Consider the following 25669-nt stretch of genomic DNA (forward strand, 5'->3'; position numbering starts at 1 on the left):
ATCTTTGGCAAATACGCATTTTAATTCAAAATAAAAAGCAAATTAATTAACAAAAAGACTAATATGGAATTTTGTAGGAATTTTACTAGAGTTTGTTGGGATGAAATTAGAGAGGAAGTAAAACGCTCTAATCCTGAGTTTTTTTTCTTAGTTGATGAAATTGCGCCAGGAAAAGATTTCCCACTATATGTTTTTAACTTTGGATATGGTGATTTAATTGGTGATTCTGAAACCTTTTATATTCCGCACCAAGGAAAGCTTCAAACTCTTAATAATTTTTCATCTCAAGAACCAATTACTAAAGACCTCTTTTATGGATTTCACAGTTGTCCATTAGGTCTTGTATTAGATAAGTGCTTTGAATGGTACTTAAGAGGTGATTCAGAAAATGAAACGCATCCTGTTTACATAGATAAGAAAGGGGATTTTTTTAACATTGGACATGTAACCCAGATAAAACCACTTAAACGATACTTGCCTAATGGCATACTGTCTGTAAAAGCTGGGGCACAAACCACTCTTGTAATACAAAATATTGGATGCAAAAGAAGCCATAATCGTCTTATTCGATCTGGAATTGATTGCACCATCCCCAATTCATACCATGATCACAGTGAATTTTTTAAACGAATTTACCAATCTTGCCCTGCTGAAAGTAAATGGAGGGCCTCTATTGTTTACTTCTCTGAAAAATGGATAGATAACATTGTTAATAATCCTGAGTGGATCAATATTAATAAATATTTCTTTAAGTATTATCTACATTATTATGCTTACACCTACTATGGGGACTATTATCAACATATTTTTAGGGTTGCTTTTGATAAGTCAAATTTAGAACGAGATTTTTTTATTCAAGATACCGCTAAATATATCTTTGAAATTCTCATAGGTGAAAAATATGGGTTTTCGTTTACCAATACCGATGAGTTCTTGCCTGCATCATGGATAGGCTACGTTTTAAAAGACATTTATAAGCTAAAAACAGAACCGTCTATATTAATACCTAAAAAACATGTTGAAAAAAATCCAGTATATTTTTCGCTTCAACATCCTATTTTTCGACCATATCAAGGGTTGTCCAGAAAAAGAGCGACTCTAATTTCTGAGCTTGAAAATATGAAAATCGTTACAAATAAATATAAAGAACTATTTTCCTCTAATCATGAAGAATGGGCTGGTACAATTCTTGAAGAAAAAGCCAAAAAAGCTCAATTTGTTTATTACCATGGGTTTGAGAATAAAAAAAATTGGCTTTCGGACATTCATCATTTATTAAAAAATGATTCTGGAGTGCATCATTTAAGCAATGACACTTTTTGTCAAGATGCGCCTTTTTTTAAAGGATGCATCTCAATAAACAGCTTCTAATCGCTGTGCTCTTTTAGAATTAAATACTAAGAAGGCACTCATGAAACAAAGCAAAGAAGATATTGTCCAAGCACTTTGGGCATTGAAATAATACATTGCTACTCCTGATATGAGAGGGCCAATCATCATGCCTAATGCATATGCGCTGCGCCACGCCCCTATACCTAGGCCACTGTGGTTAGAGCTTCCATATTGATGACATAATGCAACGGAGTACGCCATAAACAACATTTCACCAAGAGTAAATACTAAAAGCGAACAAAACATTCCTTGTATTGTAGAAGACAGGCCCATAGCAAACGTTGACACCCCTAATAAAATACAGCCGATACAAGCAACTATATGTTTATTGAATCGCTCAATCCTTTTTGATAATTTTACTTGAAATAATGCGATTAAAATGGGATCAGTTGCGAAAAAAAATCCAATGATTAAAGAATTTCCTATTGTTTCGTTTAAGTGAATGCCTAGTACTGTTTTTTGTATCCCATAAGTTAAACCGATGCAAAATACTGAAAATAACATTGGAATAAGCGAGCTATAGACTGACTCAATTTCTTCTTTATTACTGGGTTTTGCGGCCACATCCTGATTACTGATTTCTAATTTTAGAAAAATAACTATTGAAAACAATATCAAAGTAACGCCGACCAAAGTCATTGCTAATTTAAAATGATTTTGCGCTAAAAGCATTATCAAAACCATTGCCACAATACCACCAGTATTTTCCAGTGCATTTTTATAGGATTGGGCAATCGTTAAACTGTGATTGGTATTTTTTGAAATCTGCAAGAAAGATGAGTTACTGCAAGTGATGAACAAGTTGATCCCAAATCCCATTAACAATACAAAGACAACAGATAAATGAAAAGAACTCACTTTTGCTAGAATAACAAATGCGACGCCCATGAGTAAGAAACTTGCCCCAATTATACCCTTTGCTTGTGCTTTTCCCGTAACGTATCCACCACATATACTGCCCAAAATAGCTCCAATCCCCATTGAAAAGCCTAAGAAGCCTATATTTAATTTATTAAAATTGGTGCTTACACTAAAAAAATACGCAATATGGTAAGATAGGCCGCCTCCAATAGCCTCTATAAAAGAAAGAGCCAATAATAATTTACAAGTGACTGGTAAATCACTAAAAGAGAACCCTACTTTAGAAGAGCTGACTGTTGAGCTCATTGTAATCCCTCACATTAAATAAAAATTAGATACATCCACTAAACTATGCCACTTGATTTAATAACCTTAATGCATCAGAACTCGGCATTCGTTGTATTTTATCGGGAGGAATATACAAAGTAGACAGTGTTGTTAACTCTTGCCTATCAAGTTGCTCTAAATCAAATTCAGATATCTTTGGATGAGTACCAGGATAAAGAGCGGCTTCGTAAATAACCGCTTTTTTTTCTTTTTTATAGAGTTCGATTAATTTTTTTTTAATAAAATTAAGAGCCTCAAAATTGATTTTATTTGTTGGTAAACCCAGATTTCCAACCATACCAATCTGGTAAATTACTACATGAGAAGAAGGATCTACTACTTTATCATATAGAAGATATTCCGTAGCATCAAAGGATTGGATACCTCCAGATGCGGGATCAAACCTAAGATCGGCATATAAACAATCTTGAGTTGAAATACCAGGGCACACCACTGTTTTAATGCTATCATCAAGCATAGACAAAGCGAGCAAGCCAGGAGTAGCAAACACACATGGATGACCATATATAACAACACATAATGATCGTACATCTTCTATCGCGCTATAAATATATTGTGCAATATTATTATAAGCACTTTCTCTTGATTTAGAGTTAAAGTATATTTCATCCAGTGACTCTGATGATTTCGCTAATTTACGAATATAGCGCTCTAGCAAGGGTTCATTAACTAAGTAGATTACCTTATCACAAGTAGAAATATATCCTTTTGCTTCTTCTGTAATATGAGCTATTGTTTTAATTCCAGTACCAACTAACGCTACAACTTTCACTTAAATCCTTATTTGGTCACTGGAAAAACATGGCTCATATCCGGATACGGGATCACATGGCTCATATCCGAAAAATTCTTTTTATCAGTGATTAACTCCCTGATCTTATGTGTATCTGAGTTTTTATATGATTCAACCAAGCTTTTACTTAAAACCCAATCCTCTAAAGCCACTGTATCAAGGAGTGGATTTTTCACCAATGCCTCAACTGCATCTAATAATTCCATAGTCCCTCCAAAATTTGGCAATCAAAATTTTGCACTATTTATTTTATAAAAATTTAAATCATTATCCTATCAAAAATCAATCATTATCAAGAAATCTTTTATTTCAAATAACATGTCCGTGCATAGAATATCATTACGGATTGACTCATATTATTCCACAAATGTATGTTTTTTTGAACACAAATTATTTTGCGCTTGCCTCAATGTCTACGGTTTTTTTACTTCCTAAATTATTTAATGTTATCCTCCTCAATCATATGATAATAATCAATAAGGACTCTATTTGACGAGTTTACAGATAATATCCCATTTTTTTCCATTTTTTTGGCCGAAAAATAATTTTAAAAAAAAGTTTCGGGTCATATTTTCATTATTTTTGGTTTTCACAACACTCGCCTTAAATTTAATTGTACCCATTTTTTTTAAAGATATAGTAACTGCATTATCCGGTACGATAAGGACATCGAGCATGATGATTATCTCGCTGATCTGCTGTTATGGATTACTCTGGATGCTGGCAAGATGCAGTGAAAAAATTCGCGAGATGCTTTCTTTTGTAAACATAAGTACAACAATTGCGGATTATAGTACTCATGTCTTTGCACACCTTCATGCTTTAAATTACAAATTTCATCTGGATAAGGAAACCGGAAAAATAACCAGCGCTATCAGTCGCGCACAGCTTGCAATCGCGATGCTTATCTCGAACATATTGTTTCGGATTGTGCCTGTTTTTTTAGAAATTCTCTTCGCTTTTTTAATCATTTGGCACTTCTATGGCTTAAGCTATGGCCTCTATCTAATTATTATTTTGGGAATCTATCTTGTTTTTAATGGACTCACTCAAAAAAAATCCACAGTCCTGCAAAAAAATTGTAGCATTGCTGAATTAAATGTAAGTTCCGCAATTACCGACAGCCTACTCAACACAGAAACTGTAAAATACTACAACAGTCAAACCGTAGAACATAAAAAAATAGACCAATTTTTACAAGAAAGCGTTCATGCAAATACAGCATTATTTAGTGGAAACGGTACATTTTTGGTGATACAAACACTCATTATTGCGGGGGGTCTTGCCTTTTTGTCCTATAAAGTAGGGTACCAAATTTTAATTGGACAGTTAAAAATTGGTGACTTTGTCCTGATTAATGGCTATTTATTACAGTTATTTGAACCTTTAAGCGAAGCTAGTGTGCGTTGGCGAGATACCAAAAATGATTTATCCAAAATAGAATATTCAGCCTATTTATTAGATCAAACCGATGAAGTTGAACAAGACCATCCTGATGCAAAACCTTTATTCATTACCGGCCCGCATGTTCACTTTAAAAACGTCACTTTCGGTTACCAACCAGAACACCCCATTTTAAAAAATGTAAGCTTCGAAGTTCCACCCGCAAAGATGACAGCTATTGTGGGACCCAGCGGATCGGGTAAATCAACGATTGCACGATTATTGCTGGGATTATTTGAAGTCACTCAGGGACAAATACTCATAGATGACCAGGATATTACTGCTGTGAGCAAGCATTCATTACGCCAACAAATCGGAATTGTTCCACAAGAAGTTCTACTCTTCAACAATACGTTGAGGTTTAATCTCTGCTACGGTGCTCTAAATATCTCCGAGCGTGAAATCAATAACGTAATCCAACTGGCGCACTTGGAAGAGATGGTAAAAAACCTCCCCAAAGGAATTGAAACCAACATCGGTGAAGGGGGTTTTAAATTATCAGGAGGAGAACGCCAGAGGATTGGAATAGCAAGATGTTTATTACGCAACCCGAGTATTTTGTTATTTGATGAAGCAACCGCATCGCTCGACACGCAGACTGAAAAAAATATCCAGGAAAATATTGAGGAAGTTACAAAACATACCACCAGTATAGTCATTGCACATCGTTTGAGTACGATTATTCATGCTGACAACATTCTTGTTTTACAAGACGGAGAAATCGTAGAAGCTGGAACGCATCAAGAATTAATCGAGAAAAAGGGATTATATTACTCCATGTGGAATAGCCAGCAGCAAAAGAGTGCATCATGATGAATGAAAGTTTACCCAGCATTAAAGAAACTATCTACTATCTTTGGCCTTGCGTTTGGACAAAGAACAGCCTAAGAGGAAAAATTCACGTTGTCTTGGCTCTCTTATTTATATTGATTTCCATTGCACTAAATTTGTGTGTCCCCATTTTTTTAAAAGAAGCCATTAATGCACTCTCTGGACATGCCCTATTTTTAAACAGCACCCCTTTAGTCATCATTCTGACTTATGCATCGGTTTGGGGTGCATCCAAAGCTTGTATCACCCTCAGTCAAGTAATAGCTTTTCCTGTAGAATTAGAAGGGGCGAGAAAATTTTGTTTAGAACTTTTTGATCACGTACAAGCGCTTTCCACAAAATTTCATAGAGAACGTAAATCAGGCGAAATTCTTACAATCATAGAACGTTCACACTCGTCTGCTGTTGATCTTATTGGTCGACCTATTGTGATGATATTGCCGGTTCTTATAGAAATAATTTTTGCTATGATTTTTTTGAGCTATTTTTATGATCTTTTTTTTGGATTGGTTCTATTGTTGATGCTGGTTTCTTATATCTTGCTAAGCTATTACACCGCTCAATGGATTGTAAAATGCAGAATGAAGCAAAACAATGAAGATGCATCTGCAAACGCCTATCTGGTGGAAAGCCTGTTGCATGCGGATACCGTGAAATATTTTAATACCCAACAGGATGAAATCAATACAGCTGCTCAAAAATTACAAGAAAAGGCCTGTGCAGATACTCGAGCATTAAATGCCGATGCAAAAATTCATCTTATGCAAAATGTCATTGTCGGTATGTGTGTTATTATTATGCTCTTACTTGCTGGCAGCCGAGTCATTGCAGGGAGCATGAATGTCGGAGATTTTGTACTGGTCCATGGCTATTTATTCATGTTCATGCTGCCATTATCCATGCTAGGCTATCGAATTCGTGTTACCCGAGATGATTTAGCTCGTTTTCAAACCGCGATTCAGTTGCTGAAAATTCCTATCGATATTCAAGACCAACCCAATGCCAGAACACTTAAGTACAAAGAAGGAAAAATCCAATTTGATCACGTCCATTTTACTTATAATGAACATCGAAAAATTCTTGATGACGTTAGCTTTATAGTTGAACCCGGTACCACTACTGCAATCGTTGGATCCTCAGGATCCGGCAAATCCACTCTCGCAAGATTAATCTTTCGGCTTTACGATTTGAATTCGGGGAGTATTCAGATTGATGGGCAAAATATTAGCAATATCCAACATGCATCACTCAGAGCAATACTCGGTATTGTTCCTCAGGAAACTGCTTTATTCAATGATACCTTAAGAAATAACCTGATATATGGAAATCCGCATGTCACTCATGATGAATTGGCGGATGCAATACAAGCAGTACATCTTGACAGGTTCGTGGCAAAACTGCCTGATGGGTTAGAAACCAGAGTTGGTGAGCGCGGATTAAAATTGTCTGGTGGCGAAAAACAGCGAGTGGCCATCGCTAGAATGCTGCTTAAAAAACCTAAAATTTTTATTTTTGATGAAGCAACATCTTCACTGGATATGAAAACAGAGAAAGACATTCAGACCTGTCTCAAACAGATATCGATCAACACAACAACACTTATTATTGCACATAGACTTTCTACAGTAACGCATGCAGATAATATTCTGGTACTCGCTAAAGGTGTGATTATTGAGCAAGGTACCCACAATGAACTACTAAATCAAAATGGTGCCTATGCTCAATTGTGGAAAGCTCAAAGTCAAAATAAAATTGACACAGGGTCTATTAATGGCTTTGTTCCTTAGCTCATTATCCTCCGAAAAATACCTCTATATTTTGAGGAGGATAATGCTTGGTTATGCTGTGACACCAATGGAGGCGGCATTATGAATATAAAACAAAACGACACATCAACCACTCCCCCTATTTTATATGGTACAGCATGGAAAGAAGATGACACAAAACGTTTGGTGCTCCAGGCACTCAACTCAGGATTTCGAGGGATTGATACTGCCAATCAACGTAGGCATTATTTTGAAGAAGCCGTGGGTGATGCAATTGATCAATTTTTAACAACTAGTCAAAAAACACGCAGTGATTTATTTCTACAAACAAAATTTACCTCTGTACATGGCCAAGATCATAGAAAACCTTATGATGAATTTGATTCATTGACCAACCAGGTCAAGCAATCCTTTGCAAGCTCACTAGAACATTTACAGACAGACTACATTGACGCCTATATACTTCATGGCCCTTCACTATCTCATGGAATAATCGATGCAGATTTAGAAATTTGGCAGGCCATGGAAGAGCTGGTGTGTAGTAGAAAGGTAAAGTTTCTCGGCATTTCTAACGTTAATATGGTACAAGTTGAAGAACTATATAGAAAAGTCTCTATAAAGCCGTCGTTTATACAAAATAGATGTTTCGCCATAACACAATGGGATCAAGACGTTAGGACATTTAGTCAAAAAAACAAGATTATCTATCAAGGATTTTCTTTGCTCACTGCGAATCAGCGGTATTTATTAAACCCTCACATGCAATCACTTGCTGTAAAATATGATAAAACCATCCCGCAAATTATATTTCGCTTTGCAAACCAAGTGGGGATATTGCCTTTAACCGGCACTACAAATCAACAACACATGGATAATGATTTAAACATATATGACTTTGAGCTTACACAAGAAGAAATTCAATATATAGAAAATATAGGATTATAAGTGAACCAATATGACCATTAAAATTGAAACACCAAGGATGCTTTTGCGTTTAATTAAGGATGAGGACTTAGATCAAGTTGCTCAGCTTCATGCAGACCGAGAAGTTAGAAAATTCTTTCCTGATGGAACACAAGATCGCGAGCAGACTAAGCGAAGAATAAAACAGATTATGAACCTTTATGGAGATAAAGGATTGCCTGGTTTTGTTATATTCAATAAGGTGACTCATGAATTCATTGGACGATGTGGATTTGGGCCAATTGAAACAGGGGAAATTGAAGTTGGATACCTTATTGTAAGAAAATTTTGGGGTATGGGTTATGCATCTGAAGCACTAGAGGCACTTCTTGAATGGAGTAAAATAAATATCAATTCTGATTATATTATTGCTTTTGCGCCACTCAAACATAGTGCATCACATCGAGTAATGGAGAAGTGTGGTATGGAATATTATAAAGATGAACTTGGTCATGGTGTTGAGTGTAAATTTTATCGTTCCAAAAATAAATAATTTATAAAACAGGTCAATTAGCATGACAAAAATTACAACAGATGAAGCCGCGTTAAAATTAGCTGTACTTATTGATGCTGATAATGCTCGAGCAGTTATTATTGATGGTCTTTTAACTGAGATTGCTGGTTATGGAGATGCTATCGTAAGGAGAATTTATGGCGATTTCACCTTACCATCTAGCGCACAATGGAAAAAGGTATTGCATAAATACGCTATAAAACCAGTACAGCAGTTTGCTTTTACTTCTGGAAAAAATGCAACAGATAGTGCACTTATTATTGATGCTATGGATCTACTTTATACGCATCGTTTTGGTGGTTTTTGTATCGTGTCAAGTGATAGTGATTTTACAAGTCTTGCTAACCGTATTCGTGAAGAAGGGTTGCAAGTTTTTGGATTTGGAGAAAAAAAAACACCAGAGGCATTTCGTAATGCCTGCAATAAATTTATTTTCACTGAAGTACTACGCCCTGTAGCACCACCTGATCAATTAATTAGCCAGTCAAAAAAGAGAAAGCAGCCTGTTAAACAAGCAAAAGCTAATGAACCCTCAGCACAAGAATTTCCAAAAGAATTTATTCTAGAAGCATTAAATAACTCATACGATGATACTGGTTGGGCATACATAGGAACATTTGGTGGCTATTTAACTAAGTTAAAACCAGACTTTGATTCCAGGCTTTATGGTTTCAAAAAGCTGAGTGATTTGGTTAAGGGAAAACCGGAGATTTTTGAAACGGAAGAACGAGTCAATCCTGGATCGAACACAAAAGTTTTATATTTACGTGGTAGACAAGAATAACGTGGAAATAATTAATGAATCTATTAGAAAAAATTGCAGCATTAGAAAATGAAGCTACTGAATTTGGTTTTCAGTGGGAAACGACCGATCAGATTATGACTCAAATCCAAAGTGAGTGTATTGAAGTCGATGAGCATTTAAAAGCAGGAATTAATGATAACTCATCTGCTTTGCAGGAAGAAATAGGTGACCTATTGCATGCCGTGTTTTCACTGTGTGTATTTTGTAAATTAGATCTCAAAGATACACTGCAACAAACCGTGGAAAAATTTGAGCGGCGGCTCCGCGCTGTCAAAATGATTGCTCATGAAATGAAACTCATTAATTTGGAAGGACAAACTTTTGATGAGTTGATGTCTATCTGGAAACAAGCAAAGAGCAGAGTAGGTTAACGCTGGGTGAGCATGACTTGTAAATTGGGTAGCCGAAATGTAGATTCAGCATAAAATCACAAACGCGCAATTGTCCTGCGCTTGATAAAATATTTTCATGCTCGCATAAATTTCCGTACAAAATTAATGAATAAAATCAACCTATAAAAAGAAGACAGGTCGGGTAACAGGATCGAGTTGCCCCGATCCCGTCCCCTAAGAACCTTACTATTACCCATAAGTCTATAAATTATAAGAAAAACTTTTTCTTTAATTTAACTCTCTGTTATAAATAAGGGCAGTATTTTGACTGATAATGAGAGCAAATGATAAAAGGGAATCAAAATAACTCATCTTCTGGATGGGCAGAGAGTGAGTTCGGAATAGTTAATTTTGGTGATAAACGATTAAGTAAAAGACTTCTAAAAATAGCAGATAGCTTTGCCAACTCCCCTGAATGTTCAATAAATCGAGCATGTGACGATTGGCATCAAAGTAAAGCAGCTTATAGATTTTTTCAAAATGATGCTGTATCGGAAAGAAAAATCCTTGATAGTCATATCACTAAAACTATTGAAAGAGCCAAGAACTATCCAACTATTTTAGCCATCCAGGATACGAGTTATATTTCTTATAAAAATCATAAAAAGACTGAAGGATTAGGAATTATAGCAGCTAGAGTTCGCTCTAAAACAACTAATTTTCAAACTCATGGATTGGTAATGCATACCACATTTGCAGTAACTACAGAAGGCCTGCCTATAGGATTACTGGATCAAAAAATTAGTTCTAGACCGCTTTTAGATGAGACAGTAAAGGAGTTGAAAAAAAGAAGTCATAATATCGCTCTTCCTATAGAGGAAAAAGAAAGTATGCGTTGGATCGAGTCTCTCGAACACTCTAATAATTATCCGGATTTAAAAAATGCTAAGGTGGTTACTGTTTGTGATAGAGAGGCAGATATTTATGATTTATTTGAAGTAGCATCGACAAATCAATGTCCTTTTGTAGTGAGGGCACGTCAAGATAGAACAGTAAATAAGACATCAATTTACTCTAAAAAAAGTGGTGAAAAATTATGGGATTTGGTGAGTGGTTCGCCTTGTCGGGGGGAAATTCAAGTCACTATTCCTGCTCGAGATAATAAGCCTAAAAGAACAGCAACATTAGAAGTAAGGTTTGATCATTTTGTGATGAACCCTCCTAAAAATAACGTGAAACGTAAAACCAGAACACTCCCTGATTTAAAACTAAATGCAGTGTATGTCATAGAACAATCTCCTCCTCTGGGCGAAGAGCCTATGAATTGGATGTTGTTGACCAACATAGACATTAATAATTTTGAAGAGGCAGTAGAAAAAATACAATGGTATTGCTTAAGATGGAGGATAGAAATTTTTCACAAAATCTTAAAATCTGGTTTTAAAGTTGAAGAATGCAGGCTCGGTGCAGCCGATAGATTAGTTCGCTTTCTTACAATAATGAGTGTCATTGCATGGCGAATTTTTTTTATCACACTAGTTGCTAGAGAAAGCCCCGATCTTCCTTGTTCGTTCTTATTGGCTAATGAGGAATGGAACGTCTTGTATACCAAAATACATCATACAAAACACTATCCTGAAACACCACCCACAATAAAAGAAGCCGTGAAATGGATAGCTCAGCTAGGCGGCTTTTTAGCCCGTAAAAACGATGGGGAACCTGGTCCTATAACATTGTGGAGAGGATGGAAAAGATTAGTCGACCTTGCGGAAGGTTGGAATCTTGCTCTTTCTTAGTTATGGGTAATAGTAAGCCTAAGAACGCAGCATGCGACTTTCACCGCACTACGCTCAAGCCTTTCTGAAGCTATTCACCCAGCAGGTATTCGCTACCAATAACATTCAATTGTTTGTCCTTTATTCGTTGAACAAAGGAGCAGTCTTTAGCCCATTTTTTTCTATCTTCAAAGTATTTAACATACTCGGGTAGATAGGGGTTGGCGCTCGACCTAATTTTGACGTGTCGTTGTATTTTTATATCCATCATTTTGTTAATACAAACATACTTCTTCGTACCGTCCTTGGCCTTAACCACGTCACTAAAAATCCAGCGCCTTGTAAGGCTACGATTTCGAAAATAACGATCCATTGCTTTATAGCGATTATGACCACTAAACTTCCTCATCGTCCAACGGAATGTTTCTTGATATATGTAATTATCCAGTTCGGAAAATGTTGCTTTTGAGACGACTTTTCGATGATAGTTAGCCCATCCTTTTATGATAGGATTCAGCGCTGAGATAAGCTCCGAGCCTTTCCAACCATATCCTTTCTTGACGGTCTCTTTGATTTTCATTTGTACGGATTTAATGCTGTCTTTTGAGGGCGTAGTTAAGAACTTACCCTTATATTTCCTGACATTAAATCCGAGAAAATCAAAGCCTTCCTCGATATGCACAATTTTGGTTTTTTCCTGTGACAATGAAAGACCTCGTTGTGCAAGAAAGTTTGAAATTATCGGCATCACTTTTTCTTTGAGGATATCAGGACTGTTTGCAGTTACGATGAAATCATCGGCAAAACGAATATAATTTATTTTATTGCCTTGCCCACAGCCGGAGTGAATTTCCCTCTCAAGTCCGTCTAGAACCATATTTGCGAGCAGTGGTGAGGCTGGACCACCTTGCGGAGTACCTCGTGCTGTTTCAAATAATTGATTCTTTTCCATGTAGCCTGCCTGCAACCACTGTGTTAGCACTCGTTGATCTATTATGATATTACTTTTGAGCCATCCATGATCAATTTCATCAAAACAGGCCTTAATGTCGCCTTCTAAAATCCATTGAGCGCAATTTTTCCGTGCCAAGGTTGCATAGCACTGGTATATCGCGTCATGAGTACTTCGCTTTGGTCTAAATCCATAGGAATTTAGATCAGCTGTAGTCTCTCCAACGGGTTCTAATGCTAACAAATAGAGTGCTTGCATTGCCCGATCTTTCAAAGTGGGTATGCTTAGTGGACGCTCTTTTCCATTCTTCTTCGGGATGTAAATCCTTCGAAGCGGAGTTGCCTTATACCCTCTTGCTTTTAGGTTGCGCACCGCCTCGCATTTTTCTTCTGATGTTGTCCAAACAACACCATCAATACCAGGCGTCTTGCTTCCTTTTGCTGTCGTTACTCGTCTCACTGCAAGAAGTTTTGCGCTGATGGAATTAACCAGCAGCCATTGCAATGACTTCACTTTTCCGTGCTGTTTATTACTCACTGCCTTTGCGATACGCACTTGAAGTCTGTATACATTTTTCTCAATACTAGGCCAGTCGAGCTGATCCCACTTTGTATTTAAGATGAATGCGTCAGGCGCACCAGATAATAAATTATCCGTCATTTGCTTTCCTCACTTCTACAAATTCTGCAAATTCTTTCGCAATGAAAGACCAATCGGACGTGGGCTTCTTTTCAGACCGGGTGACATTGAAACCCGTATCCAACTCATTACAAATTGGCCTTCGCTTTTTCCGATATCCCAAGCCTACACTTCCATAGGCAGCCTTTGCAGGCTACTGTCTTCTTACGAAGAGAAATATAGGGTTTCCAAGTTCCGCTGTTCAAGTAATGCCGGGTTAGGTGTCTGCTCTCGGCCGGAAAGTTTCGTAATCGTGTGGGGTTCGTGTGATTTCCCCAGCTACCTTTCGTACCTTTTGGTTCAAGCGATTCAGCCAATTGCGCTTGTTGCGAGTTACGACCTTTATCACAGATTCACTTATGTTCACCATACCAGCTACCTAGTAGCTATCCCGATTTTGGCTATCAGGTAGATTTACTTCCTTTCGGATGTTAACATCTCACTATCAGCCCTTCAGCTGTAGTTTCACTACATTGTCAGGGAGGCTTTATTAACTCCCGTAGGTTCATCTGACGATACAAATGGTTTTCGAAATTCCTTCCGATTAACAACTCAAAACAGCGACTTATCTTGTCGCACCACACCTTTCGCAACTGGTTGCTGTGTGTGTAACTCATTGTATTTATTCAATATAAAATCATATTTGCAAGAATCGGCTACGAAACACTAAATATTTGCTAAATAGCAATCAAAAACCAGTATGCAAATGTGCATCACTTTTAAATATTTTGTCAGATTTATCTGATGCAGATCTGCATACTGACACTCGTAACCAGTTGAAATATATAGCCTAATATGATCTAATTGTAATTAGGGGTGGCGTGCATGGATGCATCAGCCAGACATCCAACACAATCGAAAAAGAGGTTATATTATGGCTAGAATCACCGTGACCTTACCTGACAATCTTCATAAACAAATAATTAAAATAGCCGGTAAGGAGAATGATTCACTCTCTTATACGACAACACGGCTTGTTGAAATTGGACTGATGGTGATGAACAGTAAGTCTGATAATAAAGATGAGCAGAAGACTACAAACATTGAAGAGTATTGCCAAAAACTCATTATTCAAATTAATGGCATCATCAAAGAAATTGCCGTTGATAAATTTAATTTTGATGATGATAAAATCGTTCAAATAACCAAAGATACCTTAAACAAATTTAATAAATTAAAAGGTATTCAACAGGAATCACTATAGCTTTATCTTGCCCTTAGACTTTTAACATACTCCTCATAATCCGTTGGTCCTAGGTTCAAGTCCTAGTGGGCCCACCAATAAAATCAAGTAGTTACGAGTAGTAAAAACTGAAACGGTCTGAGGGGCACTGATGGGGCACTCAGAAATAACAAATAGCAACTCATCCCAATAACATGGGGCATTTAAAATAAATTCCTTTACCTGCTATTTTTATCAATTTCCTCACTTAACAAGTGTATAGCCTCATTAATTTCATAAGTAATTGCCAAAGAATCCTCTTTAATATCAAAATCAATTTTACCACCACCATGGCCAGCATATTTACTTCTTTTAGCTTGCAAGCACCTTAGTGCTTTCATTATCTTATCTGCATTTGGAGAACCCCAGTTTTTCAAAAGTATCTCCAAACACTCAAGGCTCCTCTTATTCTCTTCAGCATTTACTAATCTACGAATGACCTTTTCCTGTAATCCATCAATAACTAAAATAGTCAAATTCAACAAATAATCTAAATACTCTTTTTTGATATCAGTAATAACTGGGTGAATCTGCTTTAATAGCATATCAATATCACCCCCTTTAGGAGCCCATAATACAAATTTTTCCTTATCTAAAGAATAAGGAGGAAAATTGGCTAATTTTTGTTTTATCGCTCTAAGAGAACTTTCTTCTTCATCGAATTCAGCTAAAAAATCCGTGTTATAAGCGACTTTTGAAATCCCCGCTTTTGGCTCTTCATTATACTGCTTCCAATGAAGCTGTTCTTTATGGGGTAATTGCCCTAAACAATAAATATAAGCGTGCACCTGTCCTTCATCATTTATTGAGTAAGACTTCAAACTCCAACTTCCATAGCAATGAATTCCCCGATCTCTGACCTCATATTTCTCATGATTATTTTTATATTTAGACAATACTTCTGGATTAAAAAATGCTGGGCTTGTCTGAAAAGGTTTACCAGTATCTTTATAGTAATTATCAAGCATTTCTGGAGCACAAGACCATTCGACTATTTTACTATTTTTAAAATCAGTAATAATAAAATTCTCGTATTTCTTAGGATCGCCTTTTTCAATCTGCTCAATTGAATAGACTGTTTGGATTACCTCTGCACCTTTAAACCGTGGTATATCTTCATATTCATAAATTCTTCGTTTGATTCTTGAAGTTTGTAAACTACTAATACTCCATTGCAGAGGACTCTCTAATTCTTTTAACTCAAAAAAACGTACTAAAAAATGATTTGCATAACCCAAGTAATAATCTAATGCTTTTCTTTCAAAAAGTATTAAATTAAAATTCTGCTCAACTATTATTAATGCCCTTGGTTCTACATCACCATCCTCGTTTATTAAATTGAAAGTACCCTTTTCATTATCCAAATACAAACCATTAGCATGAACAAAATGTTGTAATAATTCATATTGGGTAATTAATTTCCCATCTTTATAGTTTGCACGACTGAAGAAAAGTGGCCACATTAAGCTATTATCTAAACCAAACTCGTGTGAAACTTCCATTGAACTACTATAACCATCATCTTCGCTATGCTTGAAGCAAGAAATCGAAGACTCTTTTAAAGGAAAATCTAAGGACAAAATCTCATCTGAATCATATAAATCAAAATTTTCTTGCTCAACGGTAAATGAGTTTAGGAAAATATGATCTGTATATAAATAAACCATTACCCAATCTGCTGAAGTAATATTCAATAATTGATCAGCATCATTTTTGGAGATGGCCGCTCTTATTTGCTTCATAATTGGCTGATATTGCATGGAAACTCTCTTATTCAATATTCTCATCTCTATTTAAAAACTGTATTAACCCATTTAACAAAATCGGTCATATCCATTAAGTCTATTTGCCGTTTTGAAGCATTTGACTGGCTTAAATTAAATTTATCACACTCCTCACGTAGCCAATTTACTGCTCCAGTCTTTGAACCACCCCCGTCAAGTAAAATAATAATATGGGGCTCAAACATTTTTTCAGAACAATTCAAAAACAAATAAGGTAGTTTTTCATCAGCACTCCCAGAAACTTGTTGCCATTTACATTCAATTCTTGTATTTAAGTTATATGCCTTAGATATTAAGACAAACTCGGTGGTACTGGCATGTTTATAAATTCCTTCATATGGCACATTTTTTAATAATAGCTCTTCGCCAAAATTCGAAGGGTTTAATTTCCAATCCTTATAACGAGTTACAGTAAAGCCCTTTTTTGTTAGAGCGAACTCTACTAATCCCTCAAGAACCTTTCCGCTACTATTTGCATATGAACCACCCTGCTTCATGGCAACACCCCTAATTAAATAGGGCAAGCATTTCACGTGCTCGTCCCCTTGTGCTCCCGTTACAACTGATATTCCGTTGCACCTCAAAACTGATAATGCTTGATCCTTGATATAAATTCTGAGTAAAAGCCGTATCATGATTAGATAAAATTACAGGAATCCCCTTCGCAGCCAGTTCTTTAGCTAACTCAACTAATCGTCTCTGGTCTTCTTGTCCAAAAGCTGTGGAATGATATTTTGTAAAATTGGCTGATGCAGATAATGGAACATATGGGGGGTCGCAATAAACTACATCTCCTTTAATAGCTTCTCCCATAATTACGCTATAATCAGCACATTTAAATTCTGCTTTTTCCGCTTTTTGAATAAAAACCAACATTTCATTTTCTGGAAAATAAGGTTTTTTATAATCCCCAAAAGCCGTGTTAAACATGCCAGAACTGTTGTACCTCATGAGGCCATTAAAAGCATGACGATTGAGATAAATAAATAGTGCAGCCTTCAAGTGGCTATCTGTAGTTGAATTAAATTCTGTACGCAATGATAGGAAGGTTGATTTTTTATTAAATTCAGCAGTAAAAAATTGCTTACAAAAATGGATAAAATCATGCTTTTCAAACTTCAAATGTTCAAACAAGTTAATTAGATCAGCATTAATATCAGCGAGTATAAACTTGTTATAGTTCGTATTTAAAAAAACTGCTCCTGAACCTACAAACGGTTCAATCAAACGAGCCCCTTTAGGTAGGCTCGCACGAATTTTATTTATTATCTGGAACTTACCGCCGGCCCATTTTAAAAATGGTCTAATGCGGATTATTGATTCCTTTTCACTATTTTTTATCATTATTTATCCTTTTTATCTAATTTTAGCCTAGTTTAGAAAATTAGGACTCATTTATGCTCTATAATTAAACAGTGGCGCTCCGCCTTATGTTATTTCACTTTGAGAAAATTGCTATTGGAACAGGGCAATAAAGCTCAAAACCTAGGATTTACTAGGGAAGTAACTGAAGGAGTACTTGATGCTACATAGCAAAAAAACCGTTTTTGTAAGGCAACATTGGAGAAAGCTATACAGCGATCCCATTTATGTTCGGTCTTACTGGCGGTCACCTCCTAGTAGGTAAACTCTACTAAAGGCATTTGCGCCACCCATTTCGATTCGCTAAAAGTAAAATAATGAGGCAAAAAATCAAACAAATAAGTTTGTTTTTGCTTACAGACAAAAATGCAGTACCCCATAATTGCCCCTGAATATATAATACAAACTCAAATATTGAGTTTTATCATATATATATGAACTCAATTCTTCTGATTAATATTCAAAAGGTTCGCGGTTCGATTCCGCGCAGCGGCACCAGGTATACCAATGGTTATAGGTTGTTTTCAAAATCACCATCCGGATTATGGGACACATATGGGACAGTTGTAGATAACTATTTACCTTTAGTAACTAGCTTAATAGCTTTCCATTGTATTGCTTCATTTGTATTGAAAATAAATAGTTCTCTTTCTCTGCTTGGGTCATTTGTATACGATAATTGTTTTATTCTTTTTTCAAAATCTTTATCTAATTCTTTATAGTACCCAACATAAACCCTTTCAATCACAGATTCTTGAATGCTTTCAATGATGTGTTTGTCCGTTTCATCGTTTATTGAAAAGCCGATTAAAAATAGATCACCCTTTAAAGTAGATAAAGCATTTAGACAACATCGAAGGTATGAGTGTCTATAAATTTTTTTAGCCTTATCTTTATAATTACCCTCTAAAACAATTAATGGTTGCTGGTCATCCTTCAACCATTTATCTATCTGTTCTAAAATGCGCCCGTCTTTGCTATCGTTATTAATCTTAATAAAATTTTCTATAGCATTAATAATGAATAAGCTTCCATGTAAGTAAAAAACATCTTGCGGACCCCTTGAAAGATTATTATTCCATTTTGGAAAATCATTGGTATTCATATCACGCGTAAATCCATCGTCATGTGGTAATGATGAAAAGTCAAAATCATGTAAATTGAACAGGTCTAAATGTTGATTAGTCCTATTCATAATTATCCAATACAGTAAAAGATCATAGTTTGTAGTAAATATTTTGTTAAAGTTTGATAATATTTTTAAACATGCTATGAAAGTACCAGGAGAAATGTCGCTTTGGAATTTGGGATGAACAGAGTTTATTGTATTGTAGAAAGCGGCAATTAGATTATCCTTATCCTTATTGAGAGTTCTGTTGAGTAATTCCGCTTTAGGATAATGTTTTATGGTTTCTATAGTTATATTTAAATGGTCCAACACTTTCTCAAAATCGCAGGTATTGATGTCATCAAATAGATTTTTGATGCTCTTACTTATGGATATCTCCCCTTCATCTGCTAACTTTTGTGCTTGTTTGTATAGATATTTATAATCAAAATTTTCACATAAACTAATACTGAAGCCATTACCCAACAATATGGATCTATTTTTGTTGGTTGAATTCTCTAATGCTTCTTCAAACGAAATTGGATTTAGTTTGGCCATCCTTTGCCCTCTATAAATAAGACCCGATGTGTTTAATTATAGTTCAAACGGGTATTTTTTGAGTCTGAGGCACTGAATTACCGAAGTGGTTATGTCCCTTGATTGTCCCAATATCCTTTGGGGGTTCTCTAAGATTATGTGTTTAAAACAGAAAAATAATATGAACACCTGATTTAGTATCAATGGCAGATATTTTCAGTGTGAGCATACGCTATGCTATGGTTGGTGTATCTAACGATCCATTTCTATTTCACTCCTTGTTTTTGTGGGCAGTGTTTTTTCAGGAGTGAAGGAGCCAGATTTTTCTAATGCTTGTTGACTTTTGTTGTAAGCTGCGACTAATTGATTTAAGTCTCTTTTATTGTCAATGGTTGCAGCATTGTCTCTAATGGAAATGATTTGGCTGCCGCTTAACTTCATGGACTTTATTTGTACAAAATCGGCAATTGTTTTTGGTAGTTCAATTGGCTTATCAACGATTGAGGAAATGGCTCCTATATCCTTTCTCATTAGTTGCTTTTGGATTTCTGCAATCCCTTTGCTTAAATGAATATCGTTCCAGTCTGTTTTTGCTTTTCCCTGCAACCCATCGGGAAATACTGCTCTGGCACTTAAGTTATCTTGTTTAAAGGCATTAATTGTTTTTTCGATGGCTTGTTGTGATTTAGCGAACTCTCCATCATTATCTCCTGCAATAACAACTTCTTTTGAATGGAATTTTTTGATGATTGGGCTTAAGTTCTTCATGTTTGAAACGCCAAAGGAGCATAAAACTGTGGCTTTGCTGTCCGCGAGAGCGATGGAAGCACCTGTTTCAAAACCTTCGGCGATATAAAGGCGGGATCCTTGCATTCCTTTTTGAATAACGCCACAACTGCCGTCTATGATTCCTTTGGATAGCTTTGGGTTGTCCATGAATTTATTTTTACTGGCTGTTTGCTTGTCCAGATAAATTCGTTGAACGCCTGTTAGTTCATTTTTTTCATTTCTTGCAGCAATGATTAATGCTGGGATTTTATTAACTTTATCTTCCAATAATCCTTGTTCATTGCAGTTTTTCCATTGAGATCCAGTGGGCCAGAAACGTATATCCATTTTATCAATGGATTCTATGCCCCGATGTTGTTTTAAATATTTTTCGGCCAATGTTCCCTTTGCAAGAATAGAACCATCCCAGATACTTTTTGCAGAAATTACTTTGTTCTTCTTTTCAAGGTCATTTAATTTTTGTAATTCATTTTTACTGGAAATGGGGGCTTTTATGAATATGGAAAGGTTTTCTAATTGATTTATGCCTACCATGGACGCAGCTTGAGAGAGTGCTTCTTTAAAGGACAGCTTATCTCTAGCAATAATCGCTTGAATCGGCGCGCCTCCTATTCCGTCACTGAAATCATGCCATAAGCCTTTGTCCTTGCCTTTCAAGCTTACAATTAAGCCACCAGAATAACGTAACTCTCTGGAGTTTTGTGTTTTTGGCTCACCCCAGATTGTTTTATAGGTAGTTTCTGGGTCGGCCATCAGAGCTTCATTAATAATTCTGGCATCCAAAAATTGTGCAGATTGTTGGATTTTTTGTAAGACCGGATTGGTTGATTGCAATGATTTTTGGGTGATCGTTTCTGGCTTAAAATCGTAGTTATTTTCTAATTCCTTATTAATTGTATTTACAGATGACACATTCAATGGATATTCTTGCAAAGCTAATTGATAACCGCTGCCCTTTTCAATTTGCTTCATATGACTGGAAAGAGATAACCAGTTCTTTTTCCAGGCTGATATTTCTTTTGCAGAATTAGAGTTTGTGACGCTAGGGAACTGCATTGATAGTGTGTGTACGACTTCATTTAGCTCCTTAATTTCACGCAATTTTATTTGGTGGTTGCTAGCCTGGGCTAACAGCTTTTCTTTGTTGCCTTTTTCATAGGATAAAATTGAATCAAGGTACTTTGAGCCTTTTAATTGATGAGCCAATGCATCACGTTTTGATGACTGACTGATTGCTGCTGATATCAGCTTGTTATTTTGTACATTGCCATCAGCTTTATTAAGGTGCGCCTGCTGCCAAAGCCTGTAAGTTTGCATACTGGCTTTTTTGTAAGTCAGGAAACATTGATAGTCTTTTTTCTCAGGTGAAGAAATATTAGATAATCGTTCCTTTCTGTCGGTAACTCGTAGATATTTACTAAGGGTTTTAGATTCAATATTTGCTTCTTTAATAAAGGGATAATGGCCAGTGATATCATTTTTAATCTCATTAATTACTGCAAGACGTGTTTTGAAATTAGACTTACTTGCCGTAAATTGCTTGATGTTTTCCCGATACTGCTGTTTTTCTGTTTGTACTGCTAACTTTGCCAAATCCAGCTTGAAATAAGAGGCTATTTCAGGCATGGCTTTGTTTTGCATCAATTCGTGAGCTAACTCATTGCGGCGGGTGAGTAACTCAATAGATTTTGGATTACTACTCTTCCCTTCACTGTTTCCCGCTTCTTTTAAACTTGCTGACCAATTTTCTCTAAGCTCAAGCTGTAATGCTTTATAGGCTTTGATGTTATCGAACGCCAATCTTCCCTCAGCACTTAATCCATTTCGAAACAATTTATCGCTATGCAAACGCGCATCTTTATGTATGGATTGCCATAATGATTCAGGCTTTTGATTCAATTCTTTTGCATGGGTTAAAACAAAAGAATGTGATAACTTGGATTCTCTTTTAATTTGGACTGCAAGCCTTTCTTTCTCTTCGCCTTGTGCGTTTAAATAAAGCGAAATATTGGTACGTATTAAGTCCCTTGTTGCCTGCTTGCCAAGTGATTCCAGGCGCATCTGTGCTTTTTTAAATTCCTTGCCATATTCATGCTGTGGCAATCCAATTCGGTTTAGTTCTCCGATGGAAAAATGCTGCAAATAAGGTTTATAACGCTCCAGATCCCTACTAATTACAAAAGCTACTGCATTGCGTTTAGCGGACTGTTGTTGCAGAGCTTGTTTATTCTGATTTGAAATTCCATTATCCAACGATTGGGCATTGATATGCTGACTTCGTTTAAGGATTTGTTGGTTTAAAAACACGTACTGCCTGACAGTAGAAAAATCCTGCCTTTCTGATTTGGGTAGTGAATGTAATAACTTCGAGGTTTGGAAACGCAGGGCTTCACGCCGATAGGTACTAACACCAAAACCCAAGCGTTCTTTGGCAAGGCGATACAATTTGGGATCATTCACAATGGCAAATGCTAATTTTGCCGCTTTTCGATCTTCCCCTTGTTGTTTGCATTGAACATAGGTTTCTACTGTCTGTTCCAAGCCCTTCCAGTCCTGTTCTTTCGATAATTTTTTTTCAATGGCATTTTGTAAGACTATGCTGTTTTTGTGCTCTTTAAAACGTGCTTCATGAGCTTTCAGAGTATCTGAATCAACCATATCCATTGAGGAGTACTTGTCACTGTTATTGGTGGTAATGGCTTTAACCAGATGATCTTTATCGTCCGTGACTACTATCATTTCCCAAATACCACGGGTTGTTTCCACGTAATAGTTTTGGATGGTTGATGCAAATCGGTTTTGGCTTTCAATAAGGCCAAGACCTCTTTTTTTATCTTTTCCCTGGGTAGCATAGGTCGTGAGTACATAGCCATGATCAAGATGTCGTAGTTCTTTTGCTCCGTGAGGTAAGTGTAGGGTTTGATTGTCTTCCGTTATGATTGTTATTCCCTCATTGTTGATTTGTCTGATGGTTGCCAATTCAGAGTTGCGAATACCATTGTGTTCAGAATTACGTTTCCATTGAATTTGATCACCGGCCATTAGACTCAATTGTTCTCGCCGATATACTTCAACAGGCCGTTCCAAATCTTTGTTTTCAGTTCTAAATTCAGGTAGTGAGGACAATTTAAATTTTATGGCTTGACCATTTTCATGCTTAAGAATCAGTGTATTATTATGCTTGTTTTTGTTAGTGACCTGCCCAACAGTTAAATAATCTCCTGCTTTGATGTTATACCGCTGAATAGTATGATTAAAACGAATGATATCGTTTTGACTATAATAAGCTGCATTTCTGAGCTTAATTCCAGTTAAATTGCGTTCTTTTAATATGGGTTGCAGATGCTCTTGTCCGGTTAGTGTCCCTTCTTGAATTAAAGCGTTTCGTAAAATCTGAGTTATATCCTGGCGATTTCTGTGCGTTGGGGCAAAGCATAGTGTGTTTTGGCGTTCTTCTGGTGTTAATGACAACCATTTACTTGAAATATAATCAACCCGTTTTAAATAAGTATCAAGCGTTTCCACATGAGTTAACTTATCAACGGCATCATAGATTTCACCTCTACCAGCATGAATTGCTGATTCCCTTAATTCTGAGTCTTTCTGGCGAAGATTATCCGTCATGGCAACGGTTTTAATCCCATAATCTTGAATGACAGAGAATAATTTCCCGCTGGATGGGGAAGGAAGCTGGGCTTTATCGCCAATGATCTTTAACTGGGTATTAAACTGTTCTGCCAGTTTGATGATTTTATGTCCTTGTGGATTAGATAACATAGAGGCTTCGTCCACCACAAATATGGTTTTACTTAAGTCCTGTTTCTGATTTTGCAATCTCCCTAACTCTCTTGCAAAGGTAGAAGCATTTAACCCTCCTTTATGGCGCAGTTCATTGGCGGCTGCCGAGCCTGCGGTAATACCACGAATTTCATAGCCCTGAAGAGATGCTAATTCACGAGTCAAACGTAGCATCGTGGTTTTACCAGTTCCTGCATACCCTTGAATGGCAATAAATCGGTCTGTTGAGGTTAGGAAGGTTGTCATAGCTTTTTTCTGTGAAGGGGATAAAGCAAATGCCATCTCCTGTTCTTTTGCTTTTATAAACTCACTGACTTTTTGTTTCGAACAAATAGCAGAAACAGCACCTTTACCATTTTCAATACGCTGGATGGCCTCGCTCTCAAGTGTTAGTTGCCAGGGCGTTGTCAATAAAGGCTTTTGTGTGAAGGGGTGTCTTGCCGTATACAGGTTTTGATTTGCAATGTTTTCATCAATGGCTTTATTAATTAAGGTTTCATCGATTATCTTATTGCTGGCGATTACATATTTTAGCGCTTCTTTTTTAAGTTCCCTTTCCTCAAACACCGCATGCTGTTGACTGATTGATTCAATGGCCACATACACAGACTCTCTGGCATGAGTCATTTCGATGTTATCCTTACCATAAAAGCGCTCAACAATGTTTTCCTTTAAAGTTTGAAAGAGATTTTTCTGAGGCTTATACGATGAAGCCACTAGTTGATGTGGATCAAAGCCCATTTCCTGGCATTCTTTGATGATGTCTTCTTTCCATTTCTCATAATCAATGATTTCTTTATCCAATTTTGTTTTTTGAGCCGCAATCGAGGATGCTTTAGCACCACTCCAGCCTTTTTCGTCAAGTAATGCTTCGATGGATTCCCTTCTTTTTGAAAAATGAGTTAATACCTGCTCAGGTGCACCCTGGATTTCCCACAAACCATCACCATCAGATGCCAGCTGATAGCCAAGTTCTTTGGTTAAATTCGCTAATTTGTTACGAAATTTAAGCCCGCCATAGATATGGTGCTTCATGATTTGTTCAACCACGCCTTTTTGACCATCCATGTCACTGGCAAGCGAGCGCCACTTCCCATCTGGGCAGTGGGTCATATTTTGAACTACAAGGTGCGTATGTGAATTAGGATCATTGGCACGAGAGCTTGGTTGACGAAATGCTGCAATGACTAAATTTCTGGTATCAATATATTCAATTTTGCCGTCAACAAGTTGCCTGGCTTGTGCAAACTCCTTTTCCATTTCTTCAACGAACCATTCTACGGCCTTATCAAACACCTCTCCAAGCCTTGGATCAGCACCACTTTCAAGTAAAATTGAAAAAGACTTTGGGGCAGTAAGGGTCATATCAAAACCGGGGCGATGATGAATACCATCCTTATCGATTCGACCGAGTTGAGTACCATCAGGTAATATGCCTTTCAGAAGGGCAATCATCTGTTCTTTTTCTACTGCTTGCCCGTGGATCCCAAGAATTTTCGCTCCATCTCCTAACCAACGAACACTTTTAGAATCGTTTTCATAATAATTGACGACATCTAGATAGTAGGCTGCGGCTCCATCGGCACTGTCTAATGGCTGAAGACTTAACATGCTTA

18 protein-coding genes are annotated in these 25669 nt (G+C 36.6%); 9 read left to right on the plus strand and 9 right to left on the minus strand.

Annotated features, from left to right (window positions below; all coding sequences use genetic code 11):
* Positions 1-63: 63 nt before the first annotated feature.
* Positions 64-1371 carry a hypothetical protein gene (locus LPG_RS10345; RefSeq protein ID WP_010947773.1) on the plus strand — a complete coding sequence of 436 codons (1308 nt, stop codon included), beginning with the start codon at positions 64-66 and terminating at the stop codon, positions 1369-1371.
* On the opposite strand, the gene LPG_RS10350 is transcribed toward LPG_RS10345, so the two are convergent.
* Genes LPG_RS10350 through LPG_RS10360 form a run of 3 tightly spaced genes read right to left on the minus strand, consistent with a single transcriptional unit; the run spans position 1354 to position 3600 of the window.
* Positions 1354-2559 (minus strand): MFS transporter, encoded by a 1206-nt coding sequence (locus LPG_RS10350; protein ID WP_010947774.1) that lies wholly within the window; start codon positions 2557-2559, stop codon positions 1354-1356. The genes LPG_RS10345 and LPG_RS10350 overlap by 18 nt on opposite strands.
* A gap of 43 nt (positions 2560-2602) precedes the next feature.
* Complete coding sequence (locus LPG_RS10355; RefSeq protein ID WP_010947775.1) at positions 2603-3373, minus strand: SAM-dependent methyltransferase; 771 nt, start codon at positions 3371-3373, stop codon at positions 2603-2605.
* Between the two features lie 8 nt (positions 3374-3381).
* A complete protein-coding gene (locus LPG_RS10360) occupies positions 3382-3600 on the minus strand; it encodes a hypothetical protein (protein ID WP_015444251.1) in 219 nt (72 codons plus the stop codon).
* Positions 3601-3883: 283 nt separating this feature from the next.
* Here LPG_RS10360 and LPG_RS10365 point away from each other — a divergent pair, with 283 nt between their 5' ends.
* The 7 genes from LPG_RS10365 (at position 3884) to LPG_RS10395 (ending at position 11844) form a co-directional block, all read left to right on the plus strand.
* Positions 3884-5650, plus strand: a complete 1767-nt coding sequence (locus tag LPG_RS10365) for an ABCB family ABC transporter ATP-binding protein/permease (protein ID WP_010947776.1) — start codon at positions 3884-3886, stop codon at positions 5648-5650.
* On the plus strand, positions 5647-7455 hold the full coding sequence (locus LPG_RS10370) for an ABCB family ABC transporter ATP-binding protein/permease (RefSeq protein WP_010947777.1): 1809 nt from the start codon (positions 5647-5649) through the stop codon (positions 7453-7455). Before LPG_RS10365 ends, LPG_RS10370 begins: the two co-directional genes overlap by 4 nt.
* Positions 7456-7536: 81 nt before the next feature.
* Positions 7537-8379 (plus strand): aldo/keto reductase family protein, encoded by an 843-nt coding sequence (locus tag LPG_RS10375; RefSeq protein ID WP_010947778.1) that lies wholly within the window; start codon positions 7537-7539, stop codon positions 8377-8379.
* A 10-nt stretch (positions 8380-8389) separates the two neighbouring features.
* A complete protein-coding gene (locus tag LPG_RS10380; protein ID WP_010947779.1) occupies positions 8390-8890 on the plus strand; it encodes a GNAT family N-acetyltransferase in 501 nt (166 codons plus the stop codon).
* 22 nt (positions 8891-8912) lie between these two features.
* Entirely contained in the window at positions 8913-9695 is a 783-nt protein-coding gene (locus LPG_RS10385; RefSeq protein WP_010947780.1) for an NYN domain-containing protein, read from the plus strand.
* A 14-nt stretch (positions 9696-9709) separates the two neighbouring features.
* Entirely contained in the window at positions 9710-10087 is a 378-nt protein-coding gene (locus LPG_RS10390) for a MazG nucleotide pyrophosphohydrolase domain-containing protein (RefSeq protein ID WP_010947781.1), read from the plus strand.
* A 305-nt stretch (positions 10088-10392) separates the two neighbouring features.
* Complete coding sequence (locus LPG_RS10395) at positions 10393-11844, plus strand: IS4-like element ISLpn5 family transposase (protein ID WP_010947782.1); 1452 nt, start codon at positions 10393-10395, stop codon at positions 11842-11844.
* A gap of 70 nt (positions 11845-11914) precedes the next feature.
* Here the strand turns inward: LPG_RS10395 and ltrA are convergent, their stop codons facing one another.
* On the minus strand, positions 11915-13435 hold the full coding sequence (ltrA, locus tag LPG_RS10400) for a group II intron reverse transcriptase/maturase (protein WP_010947783.1): 1521 nt from the start codon (positions 13433-13435) through the stop codon (positions 11915-11917).
* A gap of 892 nt (positions 13436-14327) precedes the next feature.
* Here ltrA and LPG_RS10405 point away from each other — a divergent pair.
* Positions 14328-14657 (plus strand): hypothetical protein, encoded by a 330-nt coding sequence (locus LPG_RS10405; RefSeq protein WP_223499473.1) that lies wholly within the window; start codon positions 14328-14330, stop codon positions 14655-14657.
* Between the two features lie 197 nt (positions 14658-14854).
* On the opposite strand, the gene LPG_RS10410 is transcribed toward LPG_RS10405, so the two are convergent.
* The 5 genes from LPG_RS10410 to traI form a co-directional block, all read right to left on the minus strand.
* The gene (locus LPG_RS10410) at positions 14855-16435 is read right to left on the minus strand and encodes a hypothetical protein (protein WP_015444249.1); all 1581 of its coding nucleotides are present in this window, start codon (positions 16433-16435) and stop codon (positions 14855-14857) included.
* A gap of 29 nt (positions 16436-16464) precedes the next feature.
* Positions 16465-16956, minus strand: coding sequence for a PD-(D/E)XK nuclease superfamily protein (locus tag LPG_RS10415; RefSeq protein WP_015444248.1), 492 nt, complete (start codon positions 16954-16956; stop codon positions 16465-16467).
* A gap of 10 nt (positions 16957-16966) precedes the next feature.
* Positions 16967-17803, minus strand: a complete 837-nt coding sequence (locus LPG_RS10420) for a Dam family site-specific DNA-(adenine-N6)-methyltransferase (RefSeq protein ID WP_010947788.1) — start codon at positions 17801-17803, stop codon at positions 16967-16969.
* 592 nt (positions 17804-18395) lie between these two features.
* Entirely contained in the window at positions 18396-19487 is a 1092-nt protein-coding gene (locus LPG_RS10425; RefSeq protein ID WP_010947789.1) for a DUF4917 family protein, read from the minus strand.
* Positions 19488-19718: 231 nt separating this feature from the next.
* Positions 19719-25664 carry a conjugative transfer relaxase/helicase TraI gene (gene traI, locus LPG_RS10430; RefSeq protein ID WP_010947790.1) on the minus strand — a complete coding sequence of 1982 codons (5946 nt, stop codon included), beginning with the start codon at positions 25662-25664 and terminating at the stop codon, positions 19719-19721.
* Positions 25665-25669: the final 5 nt, after the last annotated feature.

Source organism: Legionella pneumophila subsp. pneumophila str. Philadelphia 1 (assembly GCF_000008485.1).
Taxonomy (GTDB): Bacteria; Pseudomonadota; Gammaproteobacteria; order Legionellales; family Legionellaceae; genus Legionella; species Legionella pneumophila.

Bases quoted from the DNA above. Each gene is read 5' to 3' on its own strand.
- traI (WP_010947790.1), bottom strand. From the start codon at position 25,664: ATGTTAAGTCTTCAGCCATTAGACAGTGCCGATGGAGCCGCAGCCTAC.
- LPG_RS10345 (WP_010947773.1), top strand. From the start codon at position 64: ATGGAATTTTGTAGGAATTTTACTAGAGTTTGTTGGGATGAAATTAGA.
- ltrA (WP_010947783.1), bottom strand. From the start codon at position 13,435: ATGACGGATAATTTATTATCTGGTGCGCCTGACGCATTCATCTTAAAT.
- LPG_RS10350 (WP_010947774.1), bottom strand. From the start codon at position 2,559: ATGAGCTCAACAGTCAGCTCTTCTAAAGTAGGGTTCTCTTTTAGTGAT.
- LPG_RS10385 (WP_010947780.1), top strand. From the start codon at position 8,913: ATGACAAAAATTACAACAGATGAAGCCGCGTTAAAATTAGCTGTACTT.
- LPG_RS10405 (WP_223499473.1), top strand. From the start codon at position 14,328: ATGGCTAGAATCACCGTGACCTTACCTGACAATCTTCATAAACAAATA.
- LPG_RS10375 (WP_010947778.1), top strand. From the start codon at position 7,537: ATGAATATAAAACAAAACGACACATCAACCACTCCCCCTATTTTATAT.
- LPG_RS10390 (WP_010947781.1), top strand. From the start codon at position 9,710: ATGAATCTATTAGAAAAAATTGCAGCATTAGAAAATGAAGCTACTGAA.
- LPG_RS10395 (WP_010947782.1), top strand. From the start codon at position 10,393: ATGATAAAAGGGAATCAAAATAACTCATCTTCTGGATGGGCAGAGAGT.
- LPG_RS10420 (WP_010947788.1), bottom strand. From the start codon at position 17,803: ATGATAAAAAATAGTGAAAAGGAATCAATAATCCGCATTAGACCATTT.
- LPG_RS10370 (WP_010947777.1), top strand. From the start codon at position 5,647: ATGATGAATGAAAGTTTACCCAGCATTAAAGAAACTATCTACTATCTT.
- LPG_RS10425 (WP_010947789.1), bottom strand. From the start codon at position 19,487: ATGGCCAAACTAAATCCAATTTCGTTTGAAGAAGCATTAGAGAATTCA.
- LPG_RS10380 (WP_010947779.1), top strand. From the start codon at position 8,390: ATGACCATTAAAATTGAAACACCAAGGATGCTTTTGCGTTTAATTAAG.
- LPG_RS10410 (WP_015444249.1), bottom strand. From the start codon at position 16,435: ATGCAATATCAGCCAATTATGAAGCAAATAAGAGCGGCCATCTCCAAA.
- LPG_RS10415 (WP_015444248.1), bottom strand. From the start codon at position 16,956: ATGAAGCAGGGTGGTTCATATGCAAATAGTAGCGGAAAGGTTCTTGAG.
- LPG_RS10360 (WP_015444251.1), bottom strand. From the start codon at position 3,600: ATGGAATTATTAGATGCAGTTGAGGCATTGGTGAAAAATCCACTCCTT.